At 70.4% G+C, this 22,978-nt stretch carries 22 protein-coding genes; 12 read left to right on the top strand and 10 right to left on the bottom strand.

Translation table 11 applies throughout. The annotated features are described in order from the left end of the window. Positions 1-112 precede the first annotated feature (112 nt). A complete protein-coding gene (locus AC3IX6_RS12760; protein ID WP_489370232.1) occupies positions 113-1,702 on the top strand; it encodes an MDR family MFS transporter in 1,590 nt (529 codons plus the stop codon). Positions 1,703-1,742: 40 nt separating this feature from the next. On the opposite strand, the gene AC3IX6_RS12755 is transcribed toward AC3IX6_RS12760, so the two are convergent. After that, positions 1,743-2,432 (bottom strand): hypothetical protein, encoded by a 690-nt coding sequence (locus AC3IX6_RS12755; RefSeq protein WP_489370231.1) that lies wholly within the window; start codon positions 2,430-2,432, stop codon positions 1,743-1,745. 239 nt (positions 2,433-2,671) lie between these two features. Here AC3IX6_RS12755 and AC3IX6_RS12750 point away from each other — a divergent pair, with 239 nt between their 5' ends. The 3 genes from AC3IX6_RS12750 (at position 2,672) to AC3IX6_RS12740 (ending at position 4,677) form a co-directional block, all read left to right on the top strand. Then, the gene (locus AC3IX6_RS12750) at positions 2,672-3,499 is read left to right on the top strand and encodes a polysaccharide deacetylase family protein (protein ID WP_489370230.1); all 828 of its coding nucleotides are present in this window, start codon (positions 2,672-2,674) and stop codon (positions 3,497-3,499) included. A 132-nt stretch (positions 3,500-3,631) separates the two neighbouring features. Beyond that, positions 3,632-3,961 (top strand): nuclear transport factor 2 family protein, encoded by a 330-nt coding sequence (locus AC3IX6_RS12745; RefSeq protein WP_489370229.1) that lies wholly within the window; start codon positions 3,632-3,634, stop codon positions 3,959-3,961. A gap of 92 nt (positions 3,962-4,053) precedes the next feature. After that, on the top strand, positions 4,054-4,677 hold the full coding sequence (locus tag AC3IX6_RS12740; RefSeq protein ID WP_489370228.1) for a hypothetical protein: 624 nt from the start codon (positions 4,054-4,056) through the stop codon (positions 4,675-4,677). Positions 4,678-4,880: 203 nt separating this feature from the next. Here the strand turns inward: AC3IX6_RS12740 and AC3IX6_RS12735 are convergent, their stop codons facing one another. The 4 genes from AC3IX6_RS12735 to mgrA form a co-directional block, all read right to left on the bottom strand. After that, complete coding sequence (locus tag AC3IX6_RS12735; protein ID WP_489370227.1) at positions 4,881-6,191, bottom strand: extracellular solute-binding protein; 1,311 nt, start codon at positions 6,189-6,191, stop codon at positions 4,881-4,883. Between the two features lie 311 nt (positions 6,192-6,502). Then, positions 6,503-7,120, bottom strand: a complete 618-nt coding sequence (locus AC3IX6_RS12730; protein WP_489370226.1) for an SMI1/KNR4 family protein — start codon at positions 7,118-7,120, stop codon at positions 6,503-6,505. 123 nt (positions 7,121-7,243) lie between these two features. Further along, positions 7,244-7,630, bottom strand: a complete 387-nt coding sequence (locus AC3IX6_RS12725) for a DUF192 domain-containing protein (protein WP_489370225.1) — start codon at positions 7,628-7,630, stop codon at positions 7,244-7,246. A 328-nt stretch (positions 7,631-7,958) separates the two neighbouring features. Continuing rightward, complete coding sequence (mgrA, locus tag AC3IX6_RS12720) at positions 7,959-8,996, bottom strand: L-glyceraldehyde 3-phosphate reductase (protein WP_489370224.1); 1,038 nt, start codon at positions 8,994-8,996, stop codon at positions 7,959-7,961. A 140-nt stretch (positions 8,997-9,136) separates the two neighbouring features. Between mgrA and AC3IX6_RS12715 the strand changes: the two genes are divergently transcribed. The 7 genes from AC3IX6_RS12715 (at position 9,137) to AC3IX6_RS12685 (ending at position 16,951) form a co-directional block, all read left to right on the top strand. Then, positions 9,137-9,910 (top strand): isoprenyl transferase, encoded by a 774-nt coding sequence (locus AC3IX6_RS12715; protein WP_489370223.1) that lies wholly within the window; start codon positions 9,137-9,139, stop codon positions 9,908-9,910. A 426-nt stretch (positions 9,911-10,336) separates the two neighbouring features. Continuing rightward, positions 10,337-11,653, top strand: a complete 1,317-nt coding sequence (phoH2, locus tag AC3IX6_RS12710; RefSeq protein WP_250742793.1) for an RNA 5'-3' helicase PhoH2 — start codon at positions 10,337-10,339, stop codon at positions 11,651-11,653. 437 nt (positions 11,654-12,090) lie between these two features. Then, complete coding sequence (locus tag AC3IX6_RS12705) at positions 12,091-12,789, top strand: aggregation-promoting factor C-terminal-like domain-containing protein (protein ID WP_489370222.1); 699 nt, start codon at positions 12,091-12,093, stop codon at positions 12,787-12,789. A gap of 146 nt (positions 12,790-12,935) precedes the next feature. Then, entirely contained in the window at positions 12,936-14,321 is a 1,386-nt protein-coding gene (locus AC3IX6_RS12700) for an AI-2E family transporter (RefSeq protein ID WP_489370221.1), read from the top strand. After that, positions 14,305-15,069, top strand: coding sequence for a hypothetical protein (locus tag AC3IX6_RS12695; RefSeq protein ID WP_489370220.1), 765 nt, complete (start codon positions 14,305-14,307; stop codon positions 15,067-15,069). The genes AC3IX6_RS12700 and AC3IX6_RS12695 overlap by 17 nt, the downstream gene beginning before the upstream one ends. Positions 15,070-15,095: 26 nt before the next feature. Further along, positions 15,096-15,797, top strand: a complete 702-nt coding sequence (locus AC3IX6_RS12690) for a hypothetical protein (protein ID WP_489370219.1) — start codon at positions 15,096-15,098, stop codon at positions 15,795-15,797. A 143-nt stretch (positions 15,798-15,940) separates the two neighbouring features. After that, the gene (locus tag AC3IX6_RS12685; protein WP_489370218.1) at positions 15,941-16,951 is read left to right on the top strand and encodes a quinone oxidoreductase family protein; all 1,011 of its coding nucleotides are present in this window, start codon (positions 15,941-15,943) and stop codon (positions 16,949-16,951) included. A gap of 138 nt (positions 16,952-17,089) precedes the next feature. Here the strand turns inward: AC3IX6_RS12685 and AC3IX6_RS12680 are convergent, their stop codons facing one another. Then, a complete protein-coding gene (locus AC3IX6_RS12680) occupies positions 17,090-17,629 on the bottom strand; it encodes an alkyl hydroperoxide reductase (protein WP_489370217.1) in 540 nt (179 codons plus the stop codon). A 3-nt stretch (positions 17,630-17,632) separates the two neighbouring features. Beyond that, entirely contained in the window at positions 17,633-18,187 is a 555-nt protein-coding gene (locus tag AC3IX6_RS12675) for a peroxiredoxin (protein ID WP_489370216.1), read from the bottom strand. Positions 18,188-18,322: 135 nt separating this feature from the next. Here AC3IX6_RS12675 and AC3IX6_RS12670 point away from each other — a divergent pair, with 135 nt between their 5' ends. Next, complete coding sequence (locus AC3IX6_RS12670) at positions 18,323-19,270, top strand: hydrogen peroxide-inducible genes activator (protein WP_489370215.1); 948 nt, start codon at positions 18,323-18,325, stop codon at positions 19,268-19,270. Positions 19,271-19,301: 31 nt separating this feature from the next. Here the strand turns inward: AC3IX6_RS12670 and AC3IX6_RS12665 are convergent, their stop codons facing one another. From AC3IX6_RS12665 to AC3IX6_RS12655, 3 genes are read right to left on the bottom strand one after another with little or no spacing between them, the layout of a single operon-like run. Further along, positions 19,302-21,695, bottom strand: coding sequence for an FtsX-like permease family protein (locus tag AC3IX6_RS12665; RefSeq protein WP_489370214.1), 2,394 nt, complete (start codon positions 21,693-21,695; stop codon positions 19,302-19,304). Next, the gene (locus tag AC3IX6_RS12660) at positions 21,692-22,378 is read right to left on the bottom strand and encodes an ABC transporter ATP-binding protein (RefSeq protein WP_489370213.1); all 687 of its coding nucleotides are present in this window, start codon (positions 22,376-22,378) and stop codon (positions 21,692-21,694) included. The genes AC3IX6_RS12665 and AC3IX6_RS12660 overlap by 4 nt, the downstream gene beginning before the upstream one ends. Continuing rightward, positions 22,375-22,899, bottom strand: coding sequence for a PadR family transcriptional regulator (locus tag AC3IX6_RS12655; RefSeq protein WP_489370212.1), 525 nt, complete (start codon positions 22,897-22,899; stop codon positions 22,375-22,377). The genes AC3IX6_RS12660 and AC3IX6_RS12655 overlap by 4 nt, the downstream gene beginning before the upstream one ends. Positions 22,900-22,978 lie beyond the last annotated feature (79 nt).

The following is a 22,978-nucleotide window of genomic DNA, read 5'->3' as shown; positions in this document are numbered from 1 at the left end:
AGTTACTTGCTTGACGCCCGGCTAGTTACGGGTCTACCTTCCCCATTGTAGTGAACTAGCCGGTCGGCAAGTAAGTCCCAGGGCCGGTGCGTATGCGCCAGGGGAGTGGAACATGGTGGAAATCAAGAAGAAGGCGGACACCTCGGAGGAGGTGAAGCCGCGCAGCGTACGGGTCGTCCTGATGGCGCTCATGATCGCGATGCTGCTGGCCATGCTCGACAACATGATCATCGGTACGGCCATGCCCACCATCGTCGGCGAGCTCGGCGGCCTGGAACACCTCTCCTGGGTCGTCACCGCCTACACCCTGGCCACCGCCGCCTCCACTCCCATCTGGGGCAAGATCGGCGACATGTACGGGCGGAAGGGCTCCTTCCTCACCTCGATCGTCATCTTCCTCGTCGGCTCCGCACTCAGCGGCATGGCCCAGGACATGGGCCAGCTCATCGGCTTCCGCGCGATCCAGGGCCTCGGCGCCGGCGGTCTGATGGTCGGCGTCATGGCGATCATCGGCGACCTGATCCCGCCCCGCGAGCGCGGCAAGTACCAGGGCATGATGGCCGGCGTGATGGCCCTCGCCATGATCGGCGGACCGCTGGTCGGCGGCACCATCACCGACCACATGGGCTGGCGCTGGTCCTTCTACATCAACCTCCCGCTCGGCGCCGTGGCCCTGGCCATGGTCACCGCGGTGCTGCACCTCCCGAAGAAGGAACACGGGGAACGCCCCAAGATCGACTACCTCGGCGCGGCGCTGCTCACCATCGGCATCACCTCCACCGTCCTGGTCACCACCTGGGGCGGCACCGAGTACGCCTGGGGCTCCGCCGAGATCATCGGCCTGATCGCCGTCGGCATCGCCTCCATCGCCGGCTTCCTCTACGCCGAGACCAAGGCCGCCGACCCGGTCATGCCGCTGCACATCTTCCGCAGCCGCAACTTCGCCCTCATGTCCGTGATCGGCTTCCTGGTCGGCTTCGCGATGTTCGGCGGCGTGCTGTACCTGCCGCTCTTCCAGCAGTCGGTCCAGGGCGCCTCGGCCACCAACTCCGGCCTGCTGCTCCTGCCGATGCTGCTCTCGATGATGGTCGTCTCGCTGATCGCGGGCCGGATCACCACCAGCAGCGGCAAGTACAAGATCTTCCCGATCGTCGGCGGCGGGCTCATGGTCGTCGGGCTCTTCCTGCTCGCCACCATGGACACCGGGACGACCCGCCTGATGTCCGGTGTGTACATGGCGGTGCTCGGTGCCGGGCTCGGCTTCCTGATGCAGATCACGATGCTGGTCGCCCAGAACAGCGTCGAGATGAAGGACATGGGCGTCGCGTCCTCCTCGGCGACCCTGTTCCGCACGCTCGGCGGCTCCTTCGGCGTGGCCCTCATGGGCTCCCTGTTCACCAGCCAGGTCACCAGCACCATGACCGACCGGCTCGGCCCGGAGGCCGCGGCCAAGGCGGGCTCCGCCCAGCTCGACGCGGCGAGCCTGGCGAAGCTTCCGGACGTCGTCCGGGACGCCTACCAGCACGCGGTGGCCGCCGGTACGCACTCGGCGTTCCTGCTGGGTGCGGGGATCGCGGTACTGGGCTTCGCGGCCGCCTGGTTCGTCAAGGAGGTCCCCCTGCGGGGGGCCGGGCCGGCCGGTGCGTCGGGTGGTGGCCCGGCGAAGCCGGAGATGGCGCCGGAGGCGGCCGTCGTGCACTGAGTTGCTCGCGCTCGGGTGTGGTGGGCCCGGCTCGGTGGATCTACGGATCCTCCGGGCCGGGCCCATCGGCGTGCGCGGGGTGGCGCGGCCCGCGGGTGGTCGGCTGCGGCCGGGGAGTGGGGGCCGCTGCGCGGGGCCTTCCCCCACCCCGCCCCTTCCCGAAACCGGGGGCTCCGCCCCCGGACCCCCGCTCCTCAAACGCCGGAGGGGCTGAATGTGGCTGAGCGCTTCTGTCAGTCCTGCCGATGCAGCCGTGGCTCTTGTTCGCTGAGCCGATGTAGCTCTCCACCCATTCCGCCTGGTGCGCGAACGTACCCGAGACCGTCATGCGCATCGACTTGTCGACCCACTGGTCGTAGCCGGTCAGGCCGACCGAAGCGGCCGTCATCTGGATCTGCCCCTCCTTGGTCATGAGGGGCATCCTCCCGCTCCACGTCGGCGTCTTCGCCGGGTCGCCCGGCGTGAACGCCCCGTCCTTGAGCGTGCCCTCGGCCGGCTTCCCGTCAGATCCCGTCACGGGCAGCGCGGTCAGCGTGCCGTGGTTCACCCGCGCCGTGAGCGGCTCGTTCGGCTTGACGTCCTTCGACCCGTCGGCCGGTACGACGCTCAGCTCGGCGGGCGGCCGCGAGGCCTCGGCGGCGTCCCCGCCCCCGCCGCCCCCGCATGCCGTCACCGACAGGGCGATCAGGGTGAGCAGCGTGAAGGAGGACGTGATTGCTGCCTTGCTCATGGGTAGGTGAACCTCCGGCTGGAGCCCGGGTCTTGGGACCGGGATGTCCGGTATGAGGCCGGTCCGATCGTCCTCGGTTTCAGTCGGGACGGAATTCAGGACGATGGAGGACCAAAGTCCTACAACCTGGAATTTATGGGCCATTCGGCTGGAACCCCGCATCCCCGACCGACGTCCTGACCAGTGCGAGGTCACACGGCGGACGTGGATATGGGGAGTTGAGACAGCACATGGGGTTCATGACGCGCACGCAGATGCGGGGTACGAAGGCACGGATCGCCGTCGCCGGAGCGGTGGCGGCGGTGGCCGCGACCGCGTGGGGGGTGACGGCCCTCGTCGACCCGGGCCACGACACCAACCACCAGAACGTCTCCCGGCAGACCGAGGACCCCGCGCAGGGCGGAGGCGACGCCGAGCCGCAGGCGCCGGGGAAGCCGAGCGGGCAGGTCCCCGACGGCATAGCCCACGCGTCGGAGAGCGGCGGCGGCGCGGTCAACATCACCATCGACGACGGACCCGACCCGCAGTGGACCCCGAAGGTGCTGGACGTGCTCAAGAAGTACGACGTGAAGGCGGTCTTCTGCATGATCGGACCGCAGGCCAAGGACCACCCCGACCTGGTCAAGAAGGTCGTCGCCGGCGGTCACCGGCTCTGCGACCACACGATGGACCACAACACCGGCATGGACAAGAAGCCCCTGGCCTACCAGCAGCAGCAGATCCTCGACGCGAAGAAGCAGATCGAGGACGCCGCGGGCGGCGGGGCCAAGGTGGAGTACTACCGGGCCCCCGGAGGCGCGTTCACCCCCGAGAGCCGGGCCCTGGCCGCCGCCAACGGCATGCGCCCGCTCGGCTGGAACGTCGACACCAAGGACTTCAGCAAGCCGGGCGTGGCCGCGATCGTGGGCACGGTCAAGGCCGAGATAGGCAACGGCCCCACCATCCTCTTCCACGACGGCGGCGGCGACCGCACCCAGAGCGTCGAGGCCCTCGACCAGGTCCTCGCCTGGCTGAAGGAACAGGGCCGGCCCACCGGCTTCCCGGTGGTCACCGGCCCCAGCGCCTGACACGCCGTCCGGTGGCGAACGGGTGAGGGTCGACGCCCCGCCGCCGCCCGGGGTGTTCCCTGGTCGCGCACGCATGCCCGTACCGGCGCCGCCCGCGCCCGTACGCCCCGTACGCCCGACCAGGAGGTCTCCGTGGCCATCGCCCCCGGAAAGCTGTCCGACCCCGTCGTCGGCGCCCTCGTCAGCGCGGTCAACGCGCACGACAAGGACGCCTTCCTCGCGCTCCTGACCGCCGACGCGACCATGTCCGACGACGGAACGGAGCGCGACCTCCACGAGTGGATCGACAAGGAGATCTTCGACTCCGGCGGCCACATGGACGTCCAGTCCGAGTCCGACGGCGGCCGCACCCTGACCGTCGGCTACCGCAACGACACCTGGGGGGAGATGCGCACCTCCTGGCGGTTCGTCATCGCCCCCGGCGGCGGCCGCATCAGCCGCTTCGAGACCGGTCAGGCCTAGCCTCCCGTCCACCACCGCCCCGCCGGATCCCGTACGGGTGAAAGGGCGCCCGGTGTCGTTCCGGCCCGCCGGAGGGTCCCGTTGGTCCGGGCATGAACCGCACCCGCACCGCCGCCCTCGCCCTCGCCGCCGCCGCGGCGGCCCTCGCCCCGGCCCTCTCGGGCGCGGCCACCGCCGCGGAGGGCGTGTACCTCCAGGACCCGAGCGGAGGGGAGAAGTCGATGAAGTCGATGTGGACCAAGGACGACATGCACAAGGTGGAGGCGCAGTTCCGCTTCCACCCCTCGATCCAGTACAAGACGATCACCCGGCCCGGCCCCAAGGGCGCCGAGGAGTACGAGCGCAAGGTCGGCGACCCCAAGACCCTGGCCTGGGAGCCCGGGTACGAGTTCGCGTGGTCGGTGGCGGATTCGCAAGGGGTCAAGAAGGTGCTGACGACGAAGGACGGCAAGCAGGTGCTCGTCCTGCACGCGGTCCTGCGCGATGCCCGGCGCGCCGAGGTGGCGAAGGTGCACCAGGAGCTCCGGAACCGGCCCGCGACGGGCCGTACGAAGGTTCCGGGCGGCAAGCGCATCAAGTGCGACACCGGGACGTACACGGTGGAATGGTCGGTCACCCGCACCGGCTACGGCACCCTCACCGGGTCCCTGCAGTGGGACTCCAGCTGCGAGCAGTACCGCACGGCGTTCACGCCGAAGAATCAGGGCGCGAGCTGACCGAGTCGAGTCGGGCTGAGCCGAGTCGCGTCCCGGAGGAGGTGGGCCGGCCGCCCCGCGCGCCTTGTGGGCGCATGCGGGCGACTGGGCCGCGGCCTTGGATCAAAGCCGTACCAGCCATGATGCCGCCCGGGGTGGGGTGCGGCAGGGGGCGAAGGTCCCTTTCGACAGGGGCGTTCGGGGGTTCTTCGGAGGGCGCTGGGTCAGCGCCCCTTCTTGGCGTCGTTCGCCTTGGCGGCGATCTCCTCCAGGACGGCCTTCGGGTCGCCGGACGGGTCCACGGCGCGGCCGATGTTGCGCTTGATGGTGTCGCTGATCACCACCCAGGACGGGTCGTTGACCGGGTACAGCTGCGCGCCGCGCAGGGCGTTCAGGAACTGCTGGTCGTTCTTGTCCATGCCCGAGGATCCGGCCAGCGTGCGGGACGCCGAGACGGTGGACGGCAGCAGGTGGTAGCGGCCGGCGAAGTCGGCCAGGTTCTTGTCCCGGTAGACGAAGTCCAGGAACTTGCCGATCTCGGCGCGGTGGCCGTTCTGCTTGAAGGCCATCATCCAGTCGGCCACGCCCACGTTCGGCGGGACCTCCCCGGAGCCGAGCATGTCCGAGACGGGCATTGCGACGGCGCCGACCGTGATCCCCTTGGAGCGCGCCTCGTGCGCGAGCTGGGGGTAGCCGTTGAGCATGCCGACCTCGCCGCGCGCGAAGGCGGCGAAGGCGTCGGCGCGGTTGAGCTGCGACGGGGGAGTGGGGCCGAGCAGACCGGGTTCGACCAGGTGCTGCTTGATCCACTTGAAGGTCGCGATGTTCTGGTCGGAGGCCAGGCTGTAGTTGCCGCTGCTGTCGGCGTAGCCGCCGCCGTTGCTGAGCTCCCAGATCATCGCCTCGGCGTGCGCCTCTTCCGGGCCCAGGGGCATGGCGAACGGCGTCTTCACGCCCTTGGCCTTGAGCGCGGTGGCCGCGGCCTTCAGATCCAGCCAGGTCTTGGGCTGCCAGCCGTTCTTGGAGTCCTTCGGGATGACCCCGGCGTCGGTGAGCAGCTTCTCGTTGTAGAAGAGGAGGCGGCTGCTCGCCACGAAGGGCAGGCCGTAGAGGGTGTTGCGGACGGAACCGGCGTCGGAGAGGGGCTGGAGGAAGTTCGCCTCGGCGGTGACCGAGAGGAGCTCGGGCGCGGAATAGAGCTTGCCCTGCGCCGCGAAGTCCGAGTAACCGCCCATGAGGGCCATGTCCGGGGCGTTGCCGGCCTTGACCATGCGGGAGACTTCACGGTCGATGTCGGCCCACGGCAGGAGCTCGACCTGGACCTTGATGCCGGGGTTCGAGGCGGTGAAATCAGCCGTCACCTTGTCCCAGAAAGCCTTGGAACTGGTGGCCGGGTTGTCCCCGTATTCGGCGGCGACGAGGCGGAGGGTACCGCCGTCATCAGCGCTTCCGCCGGAGCTGCCGCAGCCGGCCAGCGGTATCAGCAGACCGAGCACGACCGTGGTGGCGGCCGTGCTGAAGATTCTTCGTCGCACGGGTGGATTCCCCTGATTTTCTTTTGAGTCCCGTTATTACTTATGAGTTACTCCGGGCTGTGGTGTCCCTCAGTGGCCCGTTGGCCGGAATTCTCTCCTGAGGAAGGGCGGTTGGTTCCATTGGGGCGGCACTTGTGGTCAATGCTCCAACTGCGGCATTTCGGAATGGTGTTTTCCGATATGTGATCAACAATTCGGACGCGCGTAGACATGCCGAAACGCCCGTTTCCGGCCACGGAGCGCGGCGGAACGGGTGGGAACGGGTGGGAACGGCGGGAGGGGTGCCGGGAGAGCGGGCGGGCGGGCGGGGCTCAGTCCGCGAAGTCGCCCGCGTACGGATCGGGCTCGCCCGTTTCGGGGTTGCGCCCCTCCTGCCAGCGGCGCTGGGCCTTCTGCCAGTGCACGAAGCTGAGGTGGCCGCCGTCCCAGAAGGTGATGCTGACCGGGCTCATGTCGAACTCGTCGGAGCACAGCAGGTACAGGAACTCGGCCATGCCGTACGGATACACCGCGAAGGAGTCGGCGGTGTGCCGGCCGACCACCAGAACGGGCCAGCGGTCGGGGTCGGGGTCGGTCGTCAGCCAGCAGAGGATGTCGGAGCCGCCGGTGACGCCCCAGGCGAGGATCGACTCCGGGTCCACGTCGAAGGCGGCCCGGCCGCCCTCCGCCTCCCAGACCTGGCGGGCGTTGGCCGTCTCCTCCGCCATCTGGGCCGGGTCCCACTGGAGCCCGGGCTTGGGCAGCGGCAGCAGCACGCTCGCCTCGCCGTTGATCGAGCCCGCACCGAAGCGGCCCATGAAGGCGATGTAATCGGAGGGGAAGCGGCCGCCCCAGACGGCCTCGGCCGCCTGCCAGTCGATGTCCTCGTCGGCTCCGTGGGTCGCCGGCATGATCTGCTCCAGCGCTTTGACGCGCGCGTTCTCGGTCATGCCGCTCCCCTGCCACACCCCAGCTCAACCGCCCCAACCTACCGCCGGTGCGGAGTGGCGCCTAGCGGTTGTCTTGCCGATCGGACCCCGCTCCCTGATCCGGCCCGACCGACAAGACACCCGCTAGCGCGTGGTGAGACGGACCGTGAGCGGGGAGCCGACGCGCAGGCCCCAGGCGGCCATGGCTCCGGCCTCGGCCTCCAGGACGTGGCGGGCGCGCAGCCGGGGGAGGCCGAGCCGGCCCGGGACCATGGTGGTCAGCGCGATGACGGTGAGCCGGCGGTCCAGGTGGGCCACGTCGATGGCGAAGCGCATCCGGAAGGTGTGGACGCTCGACGCCGGGGTCAGGAGCATCGCCCCCTCGATCCCGTCCCGCCCGAGCAGGCCGCGCGTGCGGGCCCGGTAGGAGGCGGCCACCTCCACGGGCACCTCCAGGGGTACCTCCACGGGCTCCGGGCCGCCGACGTAGAGCATGGCCGTGCCGTCGTGCCAGCGTTCCCTGTTCCCCATACGGCCCACCCTAGGGGGCGTCTTGCCGATCAGGCCGGGCTTCGGCGTCAAGCCGGCGCACCCGGCGGGGTCCCCCTGGGGAGGGACGGCGGCAGGTTGGTCCGTACGGGCTTGTGCCGGGCCCCGCAAGGGGTGTGGGGGCCGTTTCGGCTCTGCGCAGTGCTCCCGGACGGCTCCGGAGCGTCATCGTGTCGCGGTGTTGCACGCAGCAGGCTTTACGAAGGGTTATGGTGGAACCCCCCCCTCGGGCCGGTCCGTATCCCCCCCACGGACCGGCCCGTTTTTCGTCCCCGCGCAGTGCTGACGCAGCGCCGGGCAAAGGCGCAGGTCAGCCCCGCTGGGCCCAGATGTTGGCGCCGGGGGTGGACACCGCGAAGGAGTCGATCTCCTTCAGCTCCTGCTCCGACAGCGGTGCGCCGGACAGGGAAGCCACGTTTTCCTCGAGCTGCTTCACGCTCGACGCACCGATCAGCGCCGAGGTCATCCGCTCGTCCCGCAGCACCCAGTTGAGCGCGAGCTGAGCCAGCGTCTGCCCGCGCCGCGCCGCGATCTCGTTCAGTCCGTTCAGCCGGCGCACGACCTCGTCCGACAGCAGGTCCGGGTTGAGGGACTTGCCCTGGGTGGCCCGTGAGCCCTCCGGGATGCCCTTGAGGTACTTCCCGGTCAGCAGCCCCTGCGCGAGCGGCACGAAGGAGATGCAGCCCATGCCGGCCTCCTCCAGGGTGTCGAGCAGGGCGTCCTCCTCCGTCCAGCGGTTGATCATGGAGTACGAGGGCTGGTGGATGAGGGGGCGCACGCCCATCTCCCGCAGCAGCCGGGCCGCCTCGGCCGTCTGCTCCGCGGTGTACGAGGACACGCCCACGTAGAGCGCCTTGCCCTGCTGGACCGCGGACGCCAGCGCGCCCATGGTCTCCTCCAGCGGGGTCTCCGGGTCGAAGCGGTGCGAGTAGAAGATGTCGACGTAGTCGACGCCCATCCGCTTCAGCGAGGCGTCCAGCGAGCCGAGCAGGTACTTGCGGCTGCCCCACTCGCCGTACGGCCCCTCGTGCATGAGGTAGCCGGCCTTCGTGGAGAGGACCAGCTCCTCGCGGTGGGGCGCGAAGTCCTGCGCGAAGATCTTGCCGAAGTTCAGCTCGGCCGAGCCGGGGGGCGGGCCGTAGTTGTTCGCCAGGTCGAAGTGGGTCACGCCGAGGTCGAAGGCCCGGCGCAGGATCGCCCGCTGGGACCCGAGGGAGGCGTCGTCTCCGAAGTTGTGCCAGAGGCCGAGGGAGATCGCGGGGAGCTTGAGTCCGCTGTGGCCGGTGCGCCGGTACTCCATGGAGTCGTAGCGCGAGGGCTCTGCCCGATAGGGATTGTTTTCAGTCACGTTGTCCTCCCTATCACGGACTTGTGACAGGACCGAGTTGGATGCAGGATCCCGTCGCGCAGTAATGTGGCGGTCTGTGGCGGACTTGGGGGGACCACCGCATTCCGCACGGGGGAATCGCTCGGAGGGGCTGGAAGATCGTGAAGCTGCGCGACCTGGTACGCCGTCCTGTGTACAGGCTCTACGCACGCCGGGTGGAAGGCCGCATCGACCATGACGAGACGCCCAAGCACATCGGCGTGATCCTCGACGGGAACCGGCGCTGGGCCAAGGCCTCCGGAGGCACGACGGTGCAGGGCCACCAGGCCGGCGCCGACAAGATCTCCGAGATGCTGGGCTGGTGCACCGAGACGGACGTCGAGGTCGTCACCCTGTGGATGCTCTCCACGGACAACCTGGACCGGCCCGAGGTCGAGCTCCGCCCGTTGCTCAACATCATCGAGAACACCGTCCGCGGCCTCGCCGCCGACGGCCGCTGGCGCGTCCACCACGTCGGCAACCTCGACATCCTGCCCGCCGGGACCCAGAGCGTCCTGAAGGAGGCCATGGAGGCCACCCGCACCGTCGACGGGATACTCGTCAACGTCGCGGTCGGCTACGGCGGCCGCCAGGAGATCGCCGACGCGGTCCGCTCGCTCCTCCTGGAGCACGCCTCGAAGGGCACCTCCTTCGAGGAGCTCGCCGAGATCCTCGACATCGAGCACATCGCGGAGCACCTCTACACGCGCGGCCAGCCCGACCCGGACCTGGTGATCCGCACCAGCGGGGAGCAGCGGCTGTCCGGATTCATGCTGTGGCAGAGCGCGCACTCCGAGTACTACTTCTGCGAAGTCTTCTGGCCGGCCTTCCGCAAGGTCGACTTCCTGCGCGCCCTGCGCGACTACGCCGCCCGCCACCGGCGCTACGGCAGCTGACTCCGCCCGGCAGGCCCCCTTACGGCGCCTGACCTGCGGTTGTCTGACACCGCCCCGGCATATCACGGACACCTCACGGCGCGCCCGGACCCTTCCGTGGCGCGCCGTACCCGTGTTCCCGTACGCCCGGGACGCCCCCGGGGACCCTCCGCGCGAGGCCTTCATCAGGGATTCACCGAGCGTCCGTCATATGCCATGGCATGGCTGGACCCATTCGGGGAATATCCCTTGCAGGTCGACGCCCGATCCACGGGTGTCGAGTCTCAGCGGACGGCATGGGGTCGTCCGCCCGGGAGGCCCTTTGCACCAGGACGCACGTGCGGTTCGCACGGACGGAGTGGAGGGCCGGAAGTCGGCCCGCGCAGGGGTGCCGATGACCGGTCCGGTCTTCATGGCCCGACCTCTTCCGAGGGGGTACGTCCTTCCGTGGTGACCAGCACAAAGAGCCGCCTGCCCGACAGGCGGACCTACGTCCTCGACACCAGCGTCCTGCTGGCAGACCCCAACGCGATCTCCCGATTCGACGAGCACGAGGTCGTGCTCCCGATCGTGGTGATCACCGAGCTGGAGGCAAAGAGGCACCATCCCGAACTCGGCTACTTCGCCCGTCAGGCCCTCCGCCTGCTCGACGACTTCCGGGTTCGCTACGGACGCCTCGACGCACCCATCCCGCTGGGCGATCTGGGCGGCACCCTGCGCGTCGAGCTCAACCACTCCGACCAGAGCGTCCTGCCCGCGGGCTTCCGGCTGGGGGACAACGATTCGCGGATCCTCGCGGTCGCGCGCAACCTCCAGGCCGAGGGCTACGACGTCACGGTCGTCTCGAAGGATCTCCCACTGCGCATCAAGGCCTCCTCCGTGGGGCTGATCGCCGAGGAGTACCGCGCCGAGCTCGCGATCACCGATGCCGGCTGGACCGGCATGACCGAGCTGGCACTCTCCGGGGAACAGGTGGACCTGCTCTTCTCCGAGGAGCGGCTCTACGTACCGGAGGCCGCGGAACTTCCCGTGCACACCGGTCTGGTCCTCCAGTCGGAGCGCGGCAAGGCACTCGGCCGGGTCACGGCCGACGGCAACGTGAAGCTCGTACGGGGCGACCGCGAGGCCTTCGGGCTGCACGGCCGCAGCGCCGAGCAGCGGATCGCGCTCGACCTCCTGCTCGACCCCGAGATCGGGATCATCTCGATGGGCGGCCGGGCCGGCACCGGAAAGTCGGCCCTGGCGCTGTGTGCGGGGCTGGAGGCCGTACTGGAGCGGAGGCAGCATCAGAAGGTGATGGTCTTCCGGCCTCTGTACGCGGTCGGCGGCCAGGACCTCGGCTACCTCCCCGGGGACGCCAACGAGAAGATGAGCCCCTGGGCCCAGGCGGTGTTCGACACCCTCTCGGCGGTCGCCGGGCGCGCGGTCATCGAGGAGGTGCTGAACCGCGGGATGCTGGAGGTCCTGCCGCTCACGCACATCCGCGGCCGCTCGCTGCACGACGCGTTCGTGATCGTGGACGAGGCGCAGTCGCTGGAACGCAATGTCCTGCTGACCGTTCTGTCCCGTATCGGGGCCAATTCGCGGGTGGTTCTCACCCACGACGTGGCCCAGCGGGACAACCTGCGGGTCGGCCGGTACGACGGAGTCGTCGCCGTGGTCGAGAAGCTGAAGGGGCATCCGCTCTTCGCGCACATCACGCTGACCCGTTCCGAGCGCTCCCCGATCGCCGCGCTGGTCACCGAGATGCTGGAGAACCTGTAGGGCCCGGCCGACGGTCCGGACGGGCCGCAAAACAGGTAAAACGCGCATAGCGGGAAGGTGAGTTGGCGCCGCCCGGCAAAGGCCAGAGAGCCTAGCCGGGCGGCGTCCTCATGCACAGGGGTTTGCCGGAAGCGATGGCGACATGCCAGGTGTGACCTTTCCCACGCAACGGAGAATTGCCCTCTGGCGTCGAGGTCCGGCAGAGTCTGTTTTCCGTCAGGCCCCGCATACGGCACACCTGTATCTCCCGTGAGATGCGCGCAGTACCGCTAACTCCACAATCGATCGCCGTATGCCGCCCGGAGCATCACGCGGCACTCCCGCAAGGGAGTTGCCCACGGGCCCGCGCCTCCAGTGACCGCATCATCATGGAGGCCAGCGTCAAGGGCACTATTGCGCCCGCGCAGTCACTGCGGACGCTGCTGGAAGGAAACCGTGTGAGCCGGATCTCGGTTCGGGGATTCGCGGTGGCTTCGGCCACCGCCGTCACCACCGTCGGCGCCGTCGTGGGTGTTGCCACTGGCGACCCCGCCTCGAACGATCTCGAGACGACCGCGTCCGGGATGACTCTCCTCACTGACATCCCGGTCGGCGAGGCGGCGCAGGTTCAGAACGCGTCCCTGACGCAGCAGGCCGACTCCATCGCGCACGCCGCCGACGTCGACGCCAAGCGCTCGGCGGAGGAGGCGGCCCGCATCCAGGCCGCCCAGGACGCCAAGTCGAAGAAGGCCGACGCGCAGAAGGCCGCCGACGACAAGGCGAAGCAGGAGCGCGAGGAGAAGGAGCAGGCCGCCAGCCGTTCCACCTCCCGGGACGGCTCGTCCTTCGCCCCCCAGGCCTCCTACACGGTCGCCCAGGTCAAGGCGATCGCCCAGCAGATGGTCCCGGCGGGGCAGTTCCAGTGCTTCTCCAAGATCATCAACCAGGAATCCACCTGGAACTACCTGGCCGTGAACAAGTCCTCGGGCGCCTACGGCCTCGTCCAGGCCCTGCCCGGTTCGAAGATGGCCTCGGCCGGTGCCGACTGGCGCACCAACCCCGCCACGCAGATCGAGTGGGGTCTGAACTACATGAACTCCCGCTACGGCAGCCCGTGCGGAGCCTGGAACTTCCACCAGGCGAACAACTGGTACTAGGCCCGGCCCGACACCGGGACGAGAGCGCGCCCGCGCGCCTCAACCCCGAGGAGCCCCGCACCGTCCTACGGTGCGGGGCTCCTCGCGTGTACGGTCTTTCGAGGCGTGCCCCGGCGCGCGGTCCAGAGCGGGGGGAAGGGAACGACATGGCGAAGACAGGCTGGCTCGGCCGGCTCGGCAAGAGCCTGAGCGACGTGGAGGCCCGGCTCGCGGAGCGGCGCGCCGAGGTGGAGGCCGAGACCTCCGGCGACCTGCCGGCCCCCGGGCACGCCGCCGCGTCCCCGGCGCCCTCCCCGGCACCCGCCGCCCCGCCCGCCCCTCCCACCGTGGCCCCGGGCGCCGAACACGCCGGCTACGCCACCCCGCTGCGCCCCGACCCGGTGTCCGTCATCCCGTGGGGCGTGCGCGTCGCCGCCGAGGCGAGCTGGCGGCTGCTGCTGCTCGCCGGGATGCTCTGGGTCCTGATGCGGGTCATCAGCGAAGTCCGCCTCGTCGTCCTGGCCTTCGCGGCCGCCCTCCTGGTCACCGCGCTGCTCCAGCCCTTCGTGGTCCGGCTGCGCCGGCTCGGGATGCCCCGGGGACTCGCCACGGCGGTCACCGCGATCCTCGGGTTCGTGGTCATCGGGCTGGTCGGCTGGTTCGTGGTCTGGCAGGTCATGGACAACCTCGACGATCTGTCCGCCCGGCTGCGGGAAGGCATCAACGACTTCAAACTCGCCGCGCTGGACAGTCCGTTCCACGTGACCGAGAAGCAGATCAACGAGATCGCCAAGAACCTCAGCGAGACCATCGGCACCAACACCGAGCAGATCACCTCCGCCGGCCTGCAAGGCGTCACCGTCCTCGTCGAAGTGCTGACGGGCATGCTGCTCGCGATGTTCTCCACGCTCTTCCTGCTCTACGACGGCAAGCGCATCTGGACCTGGACCACGGGCCTGCTCCCGGCCGCCGCCCGCCCCGGCGTCGCAGGCGCCGGTCCGCGCGCCTGGCGCACCCTGACCGCGTACGTGCGCGGCACGGTCCTCGTGGCCCTCATCGACGCCGTGTTCATCGGCCTCGGGCTGTACTTCCTCGACGTGACGATGGCCGTGCCGCTCGCCGTCTTCATCTTCCTGTTCGCCTTCATCCCGCTCGTCGGTGCGGTGATAAGCGGCGCCCTCGCCGTGGTCGTGGCCCTGGTGACCCAGGGGCCGTTCACCGCGCTGATGGTGCTGCTGGTGGTGCTGGCCGTGCAGCAGATCGAGGGCCACGTGCTCCAGCCCTTCATCCTGGGCCGGGCGGTACGGGTCCACCCGCTCGCGGTGGTGCTCTCGGTGGCGGCCGGCGGCCTGGTCGCCGGCATCGGCGGAGCGGTGGTCGCCGTTCCGCTGGTCGCCGTCACCAACACCGTGGTCGGATACCTGCGGGCCTACTCCCGTGAACAGCTCCACCACGGGCTCTCCCCGGTCGGCCCCGGGCCGCACGGGGCGACGGCCCTGGGCCAGACGGCAGCCGAGGCGGAGGAGACACGTACGGGTGATAACCGAGCCTGAGTTCGACGGCGGCTCGTCCGGCCTGCCACGGCCGGAGGAGCCGGAGGGGCCCGAGGGGCTCCAGGAGCCCCGGATACCGGCCGGGTCCCGGTGGCCCGGCCGCCGCCCCTGGCGGTGGGCGCTCGGCGGAGCCCTGACGGCCTCCGTGCTGTGGGCGGGCGCATGGTGGGCGGCGACCCCGCAGGCCGACCGGCCGCCGCTGCGGTACGGGCTGCCCTTGAGCCTGTGCGACGAGGCGAAGCTGCCCGCGCTGGCCCGGCTGGGCGAGGTGATCCAGTGGCGGTCCGCCGCGAGCCTGTCCGAGCATCCGGGGGTGGATCAGGCGTACTGCCAGCTGAGTACTCCGGTGGAGCCCTCGGGGCCACCCGGCGTCGGGCTCACGTACGAGGTGCGGGCCTCGATGAGCCTGCACAAACGGACCGACCCCGAAGCGGAGTTCGGCGCGGATCCCGCGCCCGCGCCCTGGATCGGCACGAGCCGCCCGGATCCGCACTCGGTGCCGGGGCTCGGGGAGCGGGCGCTGATCTGGGAGCTGGAGTACGGGCAGTCGTGGCGGCTGACCGTCCTCGACGGGGGCGCGGTGTTCACCGTGGACGTGTCGGTGTGGACATTCGGCCGGAACGGGGTGGACGACGACGGCAACCCGGTCTCCGGGGTTCCCGAGGATCCGCCGAAGCCCGACTCGGACGCCATCCAGGCTGCGATGATCGACGACATGCACGGCCTGATGAAGGCGCTGCGCAGGTAGTCGGGGGAACGACGGGGGACACGGGGATGATCGGCGAGCCCGAGATCGACGGGGACTGGCACACGGCGAACGGGGCGGAGGAGGCCGCGGAAGCCCTCCCGGGCGAGCCCGGACGCGGGCGGGTACGGCGCACGCGTCCGCCGTGGCTGTGGGCGCTGGGCGGGGTGCTGGCGGCCTCGGCGGTGTGGGCGGGCACCCTGGCCGTGCAGGACCGCTTCCCCGATGTTCCGCGCCTCGGCTACCGGCACTCTCCCGAGCTGTGCAAGGAGCTCGAACTCAAGACGGTCGGCCAGGCCGCCGGCCGGGAGTTCGAGGGACGGCAGAGCGGCGAGGGCGTGTTCCTCGCGCAGGACTGGTCGTACTGCACGATCTCCACGCCGTACGCGAAGGGGACCATGATGTACGGGGCCCAGCTGCTGGTCGAGCTGCACAAGAAGGGCGACCCCGAGGTGGAGTTCGCCACCGGCCCCGGGACGGACCCGGAGAACCGGCTGGACATCGACGAGCGCCGGGACGTGCCGGGGCTCGGCGACCGGGCGGTCCTCGACCGGTACTACGGGCACGACGGATCGCGGCTCATGGTGCTCGACGGAGGGGCGGTCTTCACCCTCACCGTGCAGTGGTTCCAGCTGAAGGACGACGGCACGACCGGCACCATCGACGAGAACGCGATGGACGCGGCGATGATCGAGGACATGCGGACGCTGATGGCGAAGCTGAAGCGCTAGGTGTGTTGCCTCGTCGGGTCGGGTCTGCTCGCCGGGAATCGCATCGCCGTCAACGGGGTTGGTGGGGGACGAGCCATCAACGGGGTTGGTGGGGGACGAGCCATCAACGGGGTTGGTGGGGGACGAGCCGTTATTGGAGGGCCATGCGAGCGATTCAGGTGTACGAAGTGGGCGGTCCCGAGGTGCTGCGGGAGGCCAAGGTGGACCAGCCGCGGCCGGGTCCGGGCGAGGCGATCGTGGAGGTCGCCGCATCCGGGGTCAACTTCCTCGACGTCTACCACCGCGAAGGCCGGTACAGCCTCCCGCTGCCCTTCACCCCGGGCTCCGAGGGCGCCGGCACAGTCGTCGAAGTCGGACCCGGCGTCGCTGACGTCGCAGTCGGGGACCGGGTCGGTTGGGTGGAGATTCCCGGCACGTATGCCGAGCGGGCCGTCGTGGACTCCTCCCGGCTGGTGCCGCTGCCCGACGACATCGGCTTCGAGACAGCCGCCGCCGTGCTCCTCCAAGGCATGACCGCGCACTATCTCATCAAGGACGCCTACCCGGTTCAGGGGGGCGACACGGTGCTCGTGCATGCGGCTGCCGGTGGCATGGGGCTGCTTTTGACCCAGCTCATCACCCATCTCGGCGGCAGGGTGATCGGCACGACGTCGACCACGGCGAAGGCCGAGCTGGCGAAGCGTGCCGGGGCCGCCGAGGTGATCCTTTCCTCCGCGGTCGACGATCTCGCAGCCGAGGTGAGGCGGCTCAACGGCGGTCAGGGACTGCCGGTCGTCTTCGACGGCGTCGGCGCGCACACCTTCGATGCGAGCCTCGCCAGCCTGCGAACCCGCGGCCGTCTCGTGCTCTTCGGCGCGGCAAGTGGTGCCGTGCCGCCGTTCGATCCGATTCGGCTCGCCCACGGCGGTTCGCTGACCCTGATCCGGCCCAGCCTCGGGGACTTCATCGCCGATCGGTCCGAACTGCTCCGACGGGCCGCCGATGTGTTCGAGTGGGTGCGCTCCAAGGCGCTTGAGGTCACGGTAACGGGCCGCTACGCCTTGTCCGAGGCCGCCCAGGCCCACAGCGATCTGGAGGCTCGGCGCACCACCGGCAAGCTGCTCGTCATACCCGGTGCGGCCGCTGTCGGACGCCGCGAGGAGACGCAGAGCTGATCGCGGGCGACAGCGTCCCGTCCACGACCTCCCGGGGGGACGGCACAGCCAGGGCCTGTCGTCACACGCAGATGCGCGCAGGGCCCCGCGACCGGAGTCGCGGGGCCCTGCGGTGCGCACGGTGCGTGCGGGGGAGGGTCACTCGCCCGCGATCGCGGCCTCGGAGTCGAGGGTGACGGCGACGGCCTGGATCACCGAGGCGATCTTGAAGGCCTCCTGGACCGTCTCGCGGTCCACGCCGGCCTTGCGCAGGACCTGCTCGTGCGAGTCCAGGCACTGGCCGCAGCCGTTGATCGCGGAGACGGCGAGCGACCACAGCTCGAAGTCGACCTTCTCCACGCCGGGGTTGCCGATGACGTTCATCCGCAGGCCCGCGCGCAGGTTGCCGTACTCCGGGTCGGAGAGCAGGTGGCGGGTGCGGTAGAAGACGTTGTTCATCGCCATGACCGCGGCGGCCGACTTGGCGGCGGTGTACGCCTCGGGCGACAGGGCCGCCTTGGCCTCCGGCTCCAGCTCACGCAGGACGCGCGGGGAGCGGGCGGCGATGGCGCAGGACAGGACGGTGCCCCACAGCTGCTGCTGCGTCAGGGTGTCCTGATTGCCGATGACCGAGCCGAGGTTGAGCTTCAGGTCCTTGGCGAAGTCCGGCAGGGCGGACTTGAGCGAGTCGAGGGACATCGCTCACTCACCGGCCAGCAGGGCGCCGGCGTCGATGGTGCTGTCGCCCTTGTTCCAGTTGCAGGGGCACAGCTCGTCGGTCTGCAGGGCGTCGAGCACCCGCAGGACCTCCTTGGGGTTCCGGCCGACGGAGCCGGCGGTCACCATGGAGAACTGGATCTCGTTGTTCGGGTCCACGATGAAGACGGCGCGCATCGGGAGACCGTCCGTGCCGAGGATGCCGAGGTCGGCGCAGAGCTCGCGCTTGATGTCGGACATCATCGGGAAGGGCAGGTCGCGCAGGTCGGCGTGGTCCTTGCGCCAGGCGTGGTGGACGTACTCGGAGTCGAGCGAGAAGCCGAGGATCTGGGCGTCACGATCGGCGAACTCGTCGTTCAGCTTGCCGAAGGCGGCGATCTCCGTCGGGCACACGAAGGTGAAGTCGAGCGGCCAGGAGAACATGATCTTCCACTTGCCCTCGTAGGTCTTGTGGTCGATCTGCGCGAACTCGGCTCCGGCGTCGAGCGAGACGCAAGCGGTCAGGTCGTAGGTGGGGAACTGGTCGCCGACAGTGAGCACGCGCTCTCCTTGCGGAAAGGAAAGTGACCCTTTTGGGGGCTTTCCGAGGGGGTTGGACGTATCTCACATGCTGACACAGCAGCATTGATTGCAGAAATAGCTACCCTAGTGAGCTGTGATCGGAGGAACCTATCAATGGCCGTGGGCAGCAGGGGAACGAAACAGCCGACGCTCGCACAGCTGCGGGCCTTCGCCGCCGTCGCCGAGCAGTTGCACTTCCGGGACGCGGCCGCCGCGATCGGGATGAGCCAGCCCGCGCTCTCCGGGGCCGTGTCCGCGCTGGAGGAGGCGCTCGGGGTGCGGCTGCTGGAGCGCACCACGCGCAAGGTGCTGCTCACGCCCGCCGGGGAGCGGATCGCGGGCCGCGCGCGGGCCGTGCTCGACGCGATGGGCGGGCTGCTGGAGGAGGCCGAGGCGGTACGGGCACCCTTCACCGGGGCACTGCGCTTCGGGGTGATCCCCACCGTGGCCCCGTACCTGCTGCCGACCGTGCTCGGGCTCTTCCACCGGCGCTACCCCCGGCTCGACCTCCAGGTGCACGAGGAGCAGACGGCCTCGCTGCTGGAGGGGCTGGCCGGCGGGCGGCTCGACCTGCTGCTGCTCGCCGTACCGCTCGGGGTGCCCGGGGTCACCGAACTGCCGCTCTTCGACGAGGACTTCGTCCTGCTCGCGCCGCGCGATCACCCGCTCGCCGGCCGCAAGGACATCCCGCGCGAGGAACTGCGCGGGCTGCGGCTGCTCCTTCTCGACGAGGGACACTGCCTGCGCGACCAGGCCCTCGACATCTGCCACGACGCGGGACGCGCGGCCGGGGCGGACGTCACCACGACCGCCGCAGGGCTGTCCACCCTCGTACAACTGGTCGCCGGCGGGCTCGGCGTCACGCTGCTGCCGCGCACCGCGCTGCGCCTGGAGACCGCCCGCAACGAGCACCTGGCCACCGGGTACTTCGCCGAACCGGCGCCCTCGCGGCGGATCGCACTGGCCATGCGGACGGGCACGGCCCGCGAGGAGGAGTTCCGCGCCGTCGCCGACGCGCTGCGCGAAGCCGTACGCCCGCTCCCCGTCTGGCTGACGGACTGAGGAGCGGGCGCGGCGGAGTCGCGTACGGCGGCTACTCCGTGCGCAGCCCGTCCGGGCGCATCAGGCGCAGCAGCGGCGGCAGGCTGAGCAGAGTCACCAGGACGGAGACGCCCCCGCCGATGGCGATCATCGACAGGATCGAGGTCCAGTCGATCCGGAGGGTGACGGAGGCCATCTGCATCAGCACCACGCCGAGGGCGACTCCGACCACCGTGGCCAGGGCCAGGCCCAGGCCGATCGGCAGGGCGGTCTGCCAGAACACCGACATGGTCAGCGTGGAGCGCTTCGTGCCGAAGGCGACCAGCGCCGACAGCAGCTTCTTGCGCTCGCGCAACTGCTCCAGCTGGGAGACCAGCAGGCTGGCGCCGATCAGCATCAGGACGCAGGTGGAGCCGACGAAGAGGCCCGTGCGGATGGAGGAGTACCGGGTCGAGACCTCGGTGGCCTGCATGGTCATGGAGACGGCCAGCGGATCGGCCTTGAAGGCCGCCGTGCGGGCCAGCTCCAGGGCGTCGGGCTGCTTCGGGTCCAGCTTCACGTACACCTGCGAGGTCTGGAAGTCGCCCAGCGCCTTCGGGGCCGCGGCCGGGGTGACGAGCAGGCCGCTGCGCAGCGAGCCGTTCGGGTCCTTGCGGGCCGGTGCGGTCTTCGTGTCGGCGGGCACCGTCCAGGCGGTGGGCGGGGCGCCCTCGCTGCCGTAGACGTTTCCCGCGAACAGCTTCTCGCCCGGCCGGGCGGTGTCGCCGTCCATGCCCCCGGAGTCGGCGGCGCCGGTGAGGGCGAAGACGTCTCCGTCCTTGCAGGAGGGCAGGTTGCCCAGTTCCCTGAGGACGGCGCAGGTGCCGATCGTCAGGGAGATCGACTTGTCCTCGTAGGACATGCCGTGGGCGCGCGCGGCCTGGGTGGAGGTCAGGGCGACGGCCTGGGTGACGCCCTCGGCCGCGGCCAGCTGCCGGCCGACGGCCTCCACGCCCTCGGAGGAGCGCATGAGGATGGAGAGCGAGGCCCGGGTCGGGTCCTGGCCGGTCTCCCGGGTGTACGAGGCCTCGGTGCCGGCGAAGAGCATCTGCAGGGCGATGGCTCCGGCCACCGCGACCGCGATGCCGTTGACCAGCCGGGCGGCGCTGCCGCTGGTGAGCTGGAGCCGGCGGGAGGCGAGCTGCCAGGAGACCGGGCCCGCGCCGCCGATGCGGCCGACGACCCGTTCCAGCACCCAGGGGAGCAGGACGGTGATGCCGGCGAGGAGCAGGATCACGCCGCCGGAGACCTGCCACTGGTTGAACTGTCCGCCGTCGTTGCCGCGGCCCATCATCGGCGCCAGCAGGCCGATTCCGGCGAGCGGGAGCAGCAGCCGCCACCAGATGCGGCGCCTGCGCGGGGTCGTCGTACGGACCACGCCGAGCGGTTCGATGACCACGCCGCGCAGGGCGAACAGGGTCACGGCGACGGCCGCGCCGGGCACCGCGATCGCGACGAGCGCGGCCAGCCAGGGGGTCGGGTTGAGGTCGGCGGCGAAGACGCTGCGCTGGTGGAGGTCCATGGCCGGGGCGAGCTGCCGGGCGGCCAGGAAGAAGCCGGTGCCCAGCACCAGGCCGATCAGCGAGCCGGCCATGGCCTCGCCCGCGGCGATCCGGCGGACCATCCGGCCGTCGGCGCCCACCAGGCGCAGCGCCGCGAGCCGGCGATCGCGCCGGTCACCGCCGAAGCGCACCGCGGCGGCGATGAACACGCCGACGGGCATCAGCAGGGCCACGAACGTCAGCACCACGAGGAGGGTGAGGACGGGGTCCAGCGCCTCCTCGGGGACGGCGATCTCGAAGGCGGTGACCCGCTTGACGGAGCTGGGCGCGGTCTTCTGGAGTTCGGCGAGCTTGTCGCTTCCCGCGTAGAAGTAGAGGTCGCCGGGGCCCACCAGGCCCGCGTCGCCGATGGTCGCGACGATCTTCCCGTCGAGGCGGTCGCGCAGCAGCTCGCCCTCGGCGGTCTTCATCAGCTTGTCGAGGGCGGGGGAGACGGCCAGTTCGCCGGGGCCGGGGAACTTCTTCAGGCCGGGCGGCAGCGGGGCGTCCGGCCCCTCGGGCTGTACGAGCCGTCCGTCGACCCCGTAACCGCGGTACGACTGGTCCGCGTCCACGATCAGCAGGGTGTCGCGGCCGGCCTCCCGGATCTGGAGTGCGCCGGAGGTCTGGCGGGCGTCGGCGCGTGCGTCGCGCGCCGCCATGGCGCTCGGGAGCGCGCTGGTGACGAGCAGCAGGGCGACGCCGAGGCCGACGCCGACGCCGGTGAGGAGGGTGCGGGTCCAGCCCTCGCGGCCGCCGCCGAAGGCGAAGCGGGCGCCGAGAGCGAGGTCGCGCATCCAGACGGCGAGCGCGCTCCCACCGGGGTCGCCGGGGTCGCCGGGCTTGCTGTGGATCCCGTGACTCATACCGCGCGCTCCATGTCGCGGGACTTGCCGTCGCGCACGACGATCTCGCGGTCGGAGTACGCGGCCACGCGGGTCTCGTGCGTGACGAGGACGACGGCGGCGTTCGTGGACCGGGCGGCCTCGGTGAGCAGCTGCATGACCACCTCGCCGTTGAGGGAGTCGAGGGCGCCGGTGGGCTCGTCGGCGAAGATCAGCCGCGGGTTGGTGACGAGGGAGCGGGCGACGGCCACGCGCTGGCCCTGGCCGCCGGAGACCTCGCCGGGGCGCTTGGGGCCGAGGTCGTCGACCTGGAGCCGCTCCATCCATTCCAGGGCGGTCCGCTCGGCCTGCTTGCGCTTCACGCCGGTGAGGCGGAGCGGCAGGGCGACGTTCTCGACGCAGGTGAGCTCGGGGACGAGCTGGCCGAACTGGAAGACGAAGCCGAACTCGCTGCGGCGCAGGGCGCTGCGCTCGGCGTCGTTCATGGCGGAGAGCTCGCGTCCGGCGTAGGTGATGGTGCCGGAGTCGGGCGTGACGATCCCGGCCAGGCAGTGCAGCAGGGTCGACTTGCCGGACCCGGACGGGCCCATGATCGCGACGACCTCGCCGGCGTGGATGGAGAACTCGGCGCCGTCGAGGGCGTGGGTGGTGCCGTAGGACTTGCGGAGGTCCGTGGCGCTGAGCAGCGTGCCGGCCGGGGTCATCGGCTTATCTCCTGGGCGAGCTGGTCGAGACGGGCGGCGGTGAGTTCGAGCCACCGCAGGTCCGCTTCGAGGTGGAACAGGGCGTGGTCGCAGACCAGCTGGTCGGCGAGGTCCCCCTTGCGCTTGCGCTGGGTGAGGATGCGCATCAGGCGCAGGTGCTCGGCGCGCTGGGTGTCCAGCAGCTCCTGGGCGCTGCGCCCGGTCAGGAGGGCGAGCACGACCTTCGTGTAGAGGGTCGACTGCAGGTACGGCTCGGGCTTCTCGGGCTGGGCGAGCCAGCCCTCGACGTCGGTGATCCCGGCGTCGGTGATCGCGTAGCGCTTGCGCTCGGGGCCGCCGCCGCTCTCCACCCCGTCGACCTCGACCAGACCGTTCTTCAGCAGCCGGGACATGGTCGAGTAGACCTGCCCGTAGGCGAGGGGCTTGTCGTGGCCGAATCTCTCGTCGAAGGTCCGCTTGAGGTCGTAACCGTGCCGGGGGCCGGCCTCCAGGAGGCCGAGGAGTGCATGACTGATGGACATGCCGAGGACTATACACGCGGTGTATACGCTCGATGTATACACGGGGTGCAGAGGTGATCTTCGGGTGGTTTTGTGCCCG

Source organism: Streptomyces sp. GL_141 (assembly GCF_057834385.1).
Note: the sequence above shows the minus strand (reverse complement) of the source record. Positions and strands in the feature narration are given on the sequence as shown.

What these genes read in the sequence shown, in the direction of transcription:
- AC3IX6_RS12740 (WP_489370228.1), top strand. Translation starts at nt 4,054, where the DNA reads ATGAACCGCACCCGCACCGCCGCCCTCGCCCTCGCCGCCGCCGCGGCG.
- AC3IX6_RS12750 (WP_489370230.1), top strand. Translation starts at nt 2,672, where the DNA reads ATGACGCGCACGCAGATGCGGGGTACGAAGGCACGGATCGCCGTCGCC.
- AC3IX6_RS12670 (WP_489370215.1), top strand. Translation starts at nt 18,323, where the DNA reads ATGGCCGTGGGCAGCAGGGGAACGAAACAGCCGACGCTCGCACAGCTG.
- AC3IX6_RS12730 (WP_489370226.1), bottom strand. Translation starts at nt 7,120, where the DNA reads ATGACCGAGAACGCGCGCGTCAAAGCGCTGGAGCAGATCATGCCGGCG.
- AC3IX6_RS12685 (WP_489370218.1), top strand. Translation starts at nt 15,941, where the DNA reads ATGCGAGCGATTCAGGTGTACGAAGTGGGCGGTCCCGAGGTGCTGCGG.
- AC3IX6_RS12660 (WP_489370213.1), bottom strand. Translation starts at nt 22,378, where the DNA reads ATGACCCCGGCCGGCACGCTGCTCAGCGCCACGGACCTCCGCAAGTCC.
- AC3IX6_RS12665 (WP_489370214.1), bottom strand. Translation starts at nt 21,695, where the DNA reads ATGAGTCACGGGATCCACAGCAAGCCCGGCGACCCCGGCGACCCCGGT.
- AC3IX6_RS12755 (WP_489370231.1), bottom strand. Translation starts at nt 2,432, where the DNA reads ATGAGCAAGGCAGCAATCACGTCCTCCTTCACGCTGCTCACCCTGATC.
- AC3IX6_RS12690 (WP_489370219.1), top strand. Translation starts at nt 15,096, where the DNA reads ATGATCGGCGAGCCCGAGATCGACGGGGACTGGCACACGGCGAACGGG.
- AC3IX6_RS12725 (WP_489370225.1), bottom strand. Translation starts at nt 7,630, where the DNA reads ATGGGGAACAGGGAACGCTGGCACGACGGCACGGCCATGCTCTACGTC.
- AC3IX6_RS12760 (WP_489370232.1), top strand. Translation starts at nt 113, where the DNA reads ATGGTGGAAATCAAGAAGAAGGCGGACACCTCGGAGGAGGTGAAGCCG.
- AC3IX6_RS12655 (WP_489370212.1), bottom strand. Translation starts at nt 22,899, where the DNA reads ATGTCCATCAGTCATGCACTCCTCGGCCTCCTGGAGGCCGGCCCCCGG.
- AC3IX6_RS12700 (WP_489370221.1), top strand. Translation starts at nt 12,936, where the DNA reads ATGGCGAAGACAGGCTGGCTCGGCCGGCTCGGCAAGAGCCTGAGCGAC.
- AC3IX6_RS12680 (WP_489370217.1), bottom strand. Translation starts at nt 17,629, where the DNA reads ATGTCCCTCGACTCGCTCAAGTCCGCCCTGCCGGACTTCGCCAAGGAC.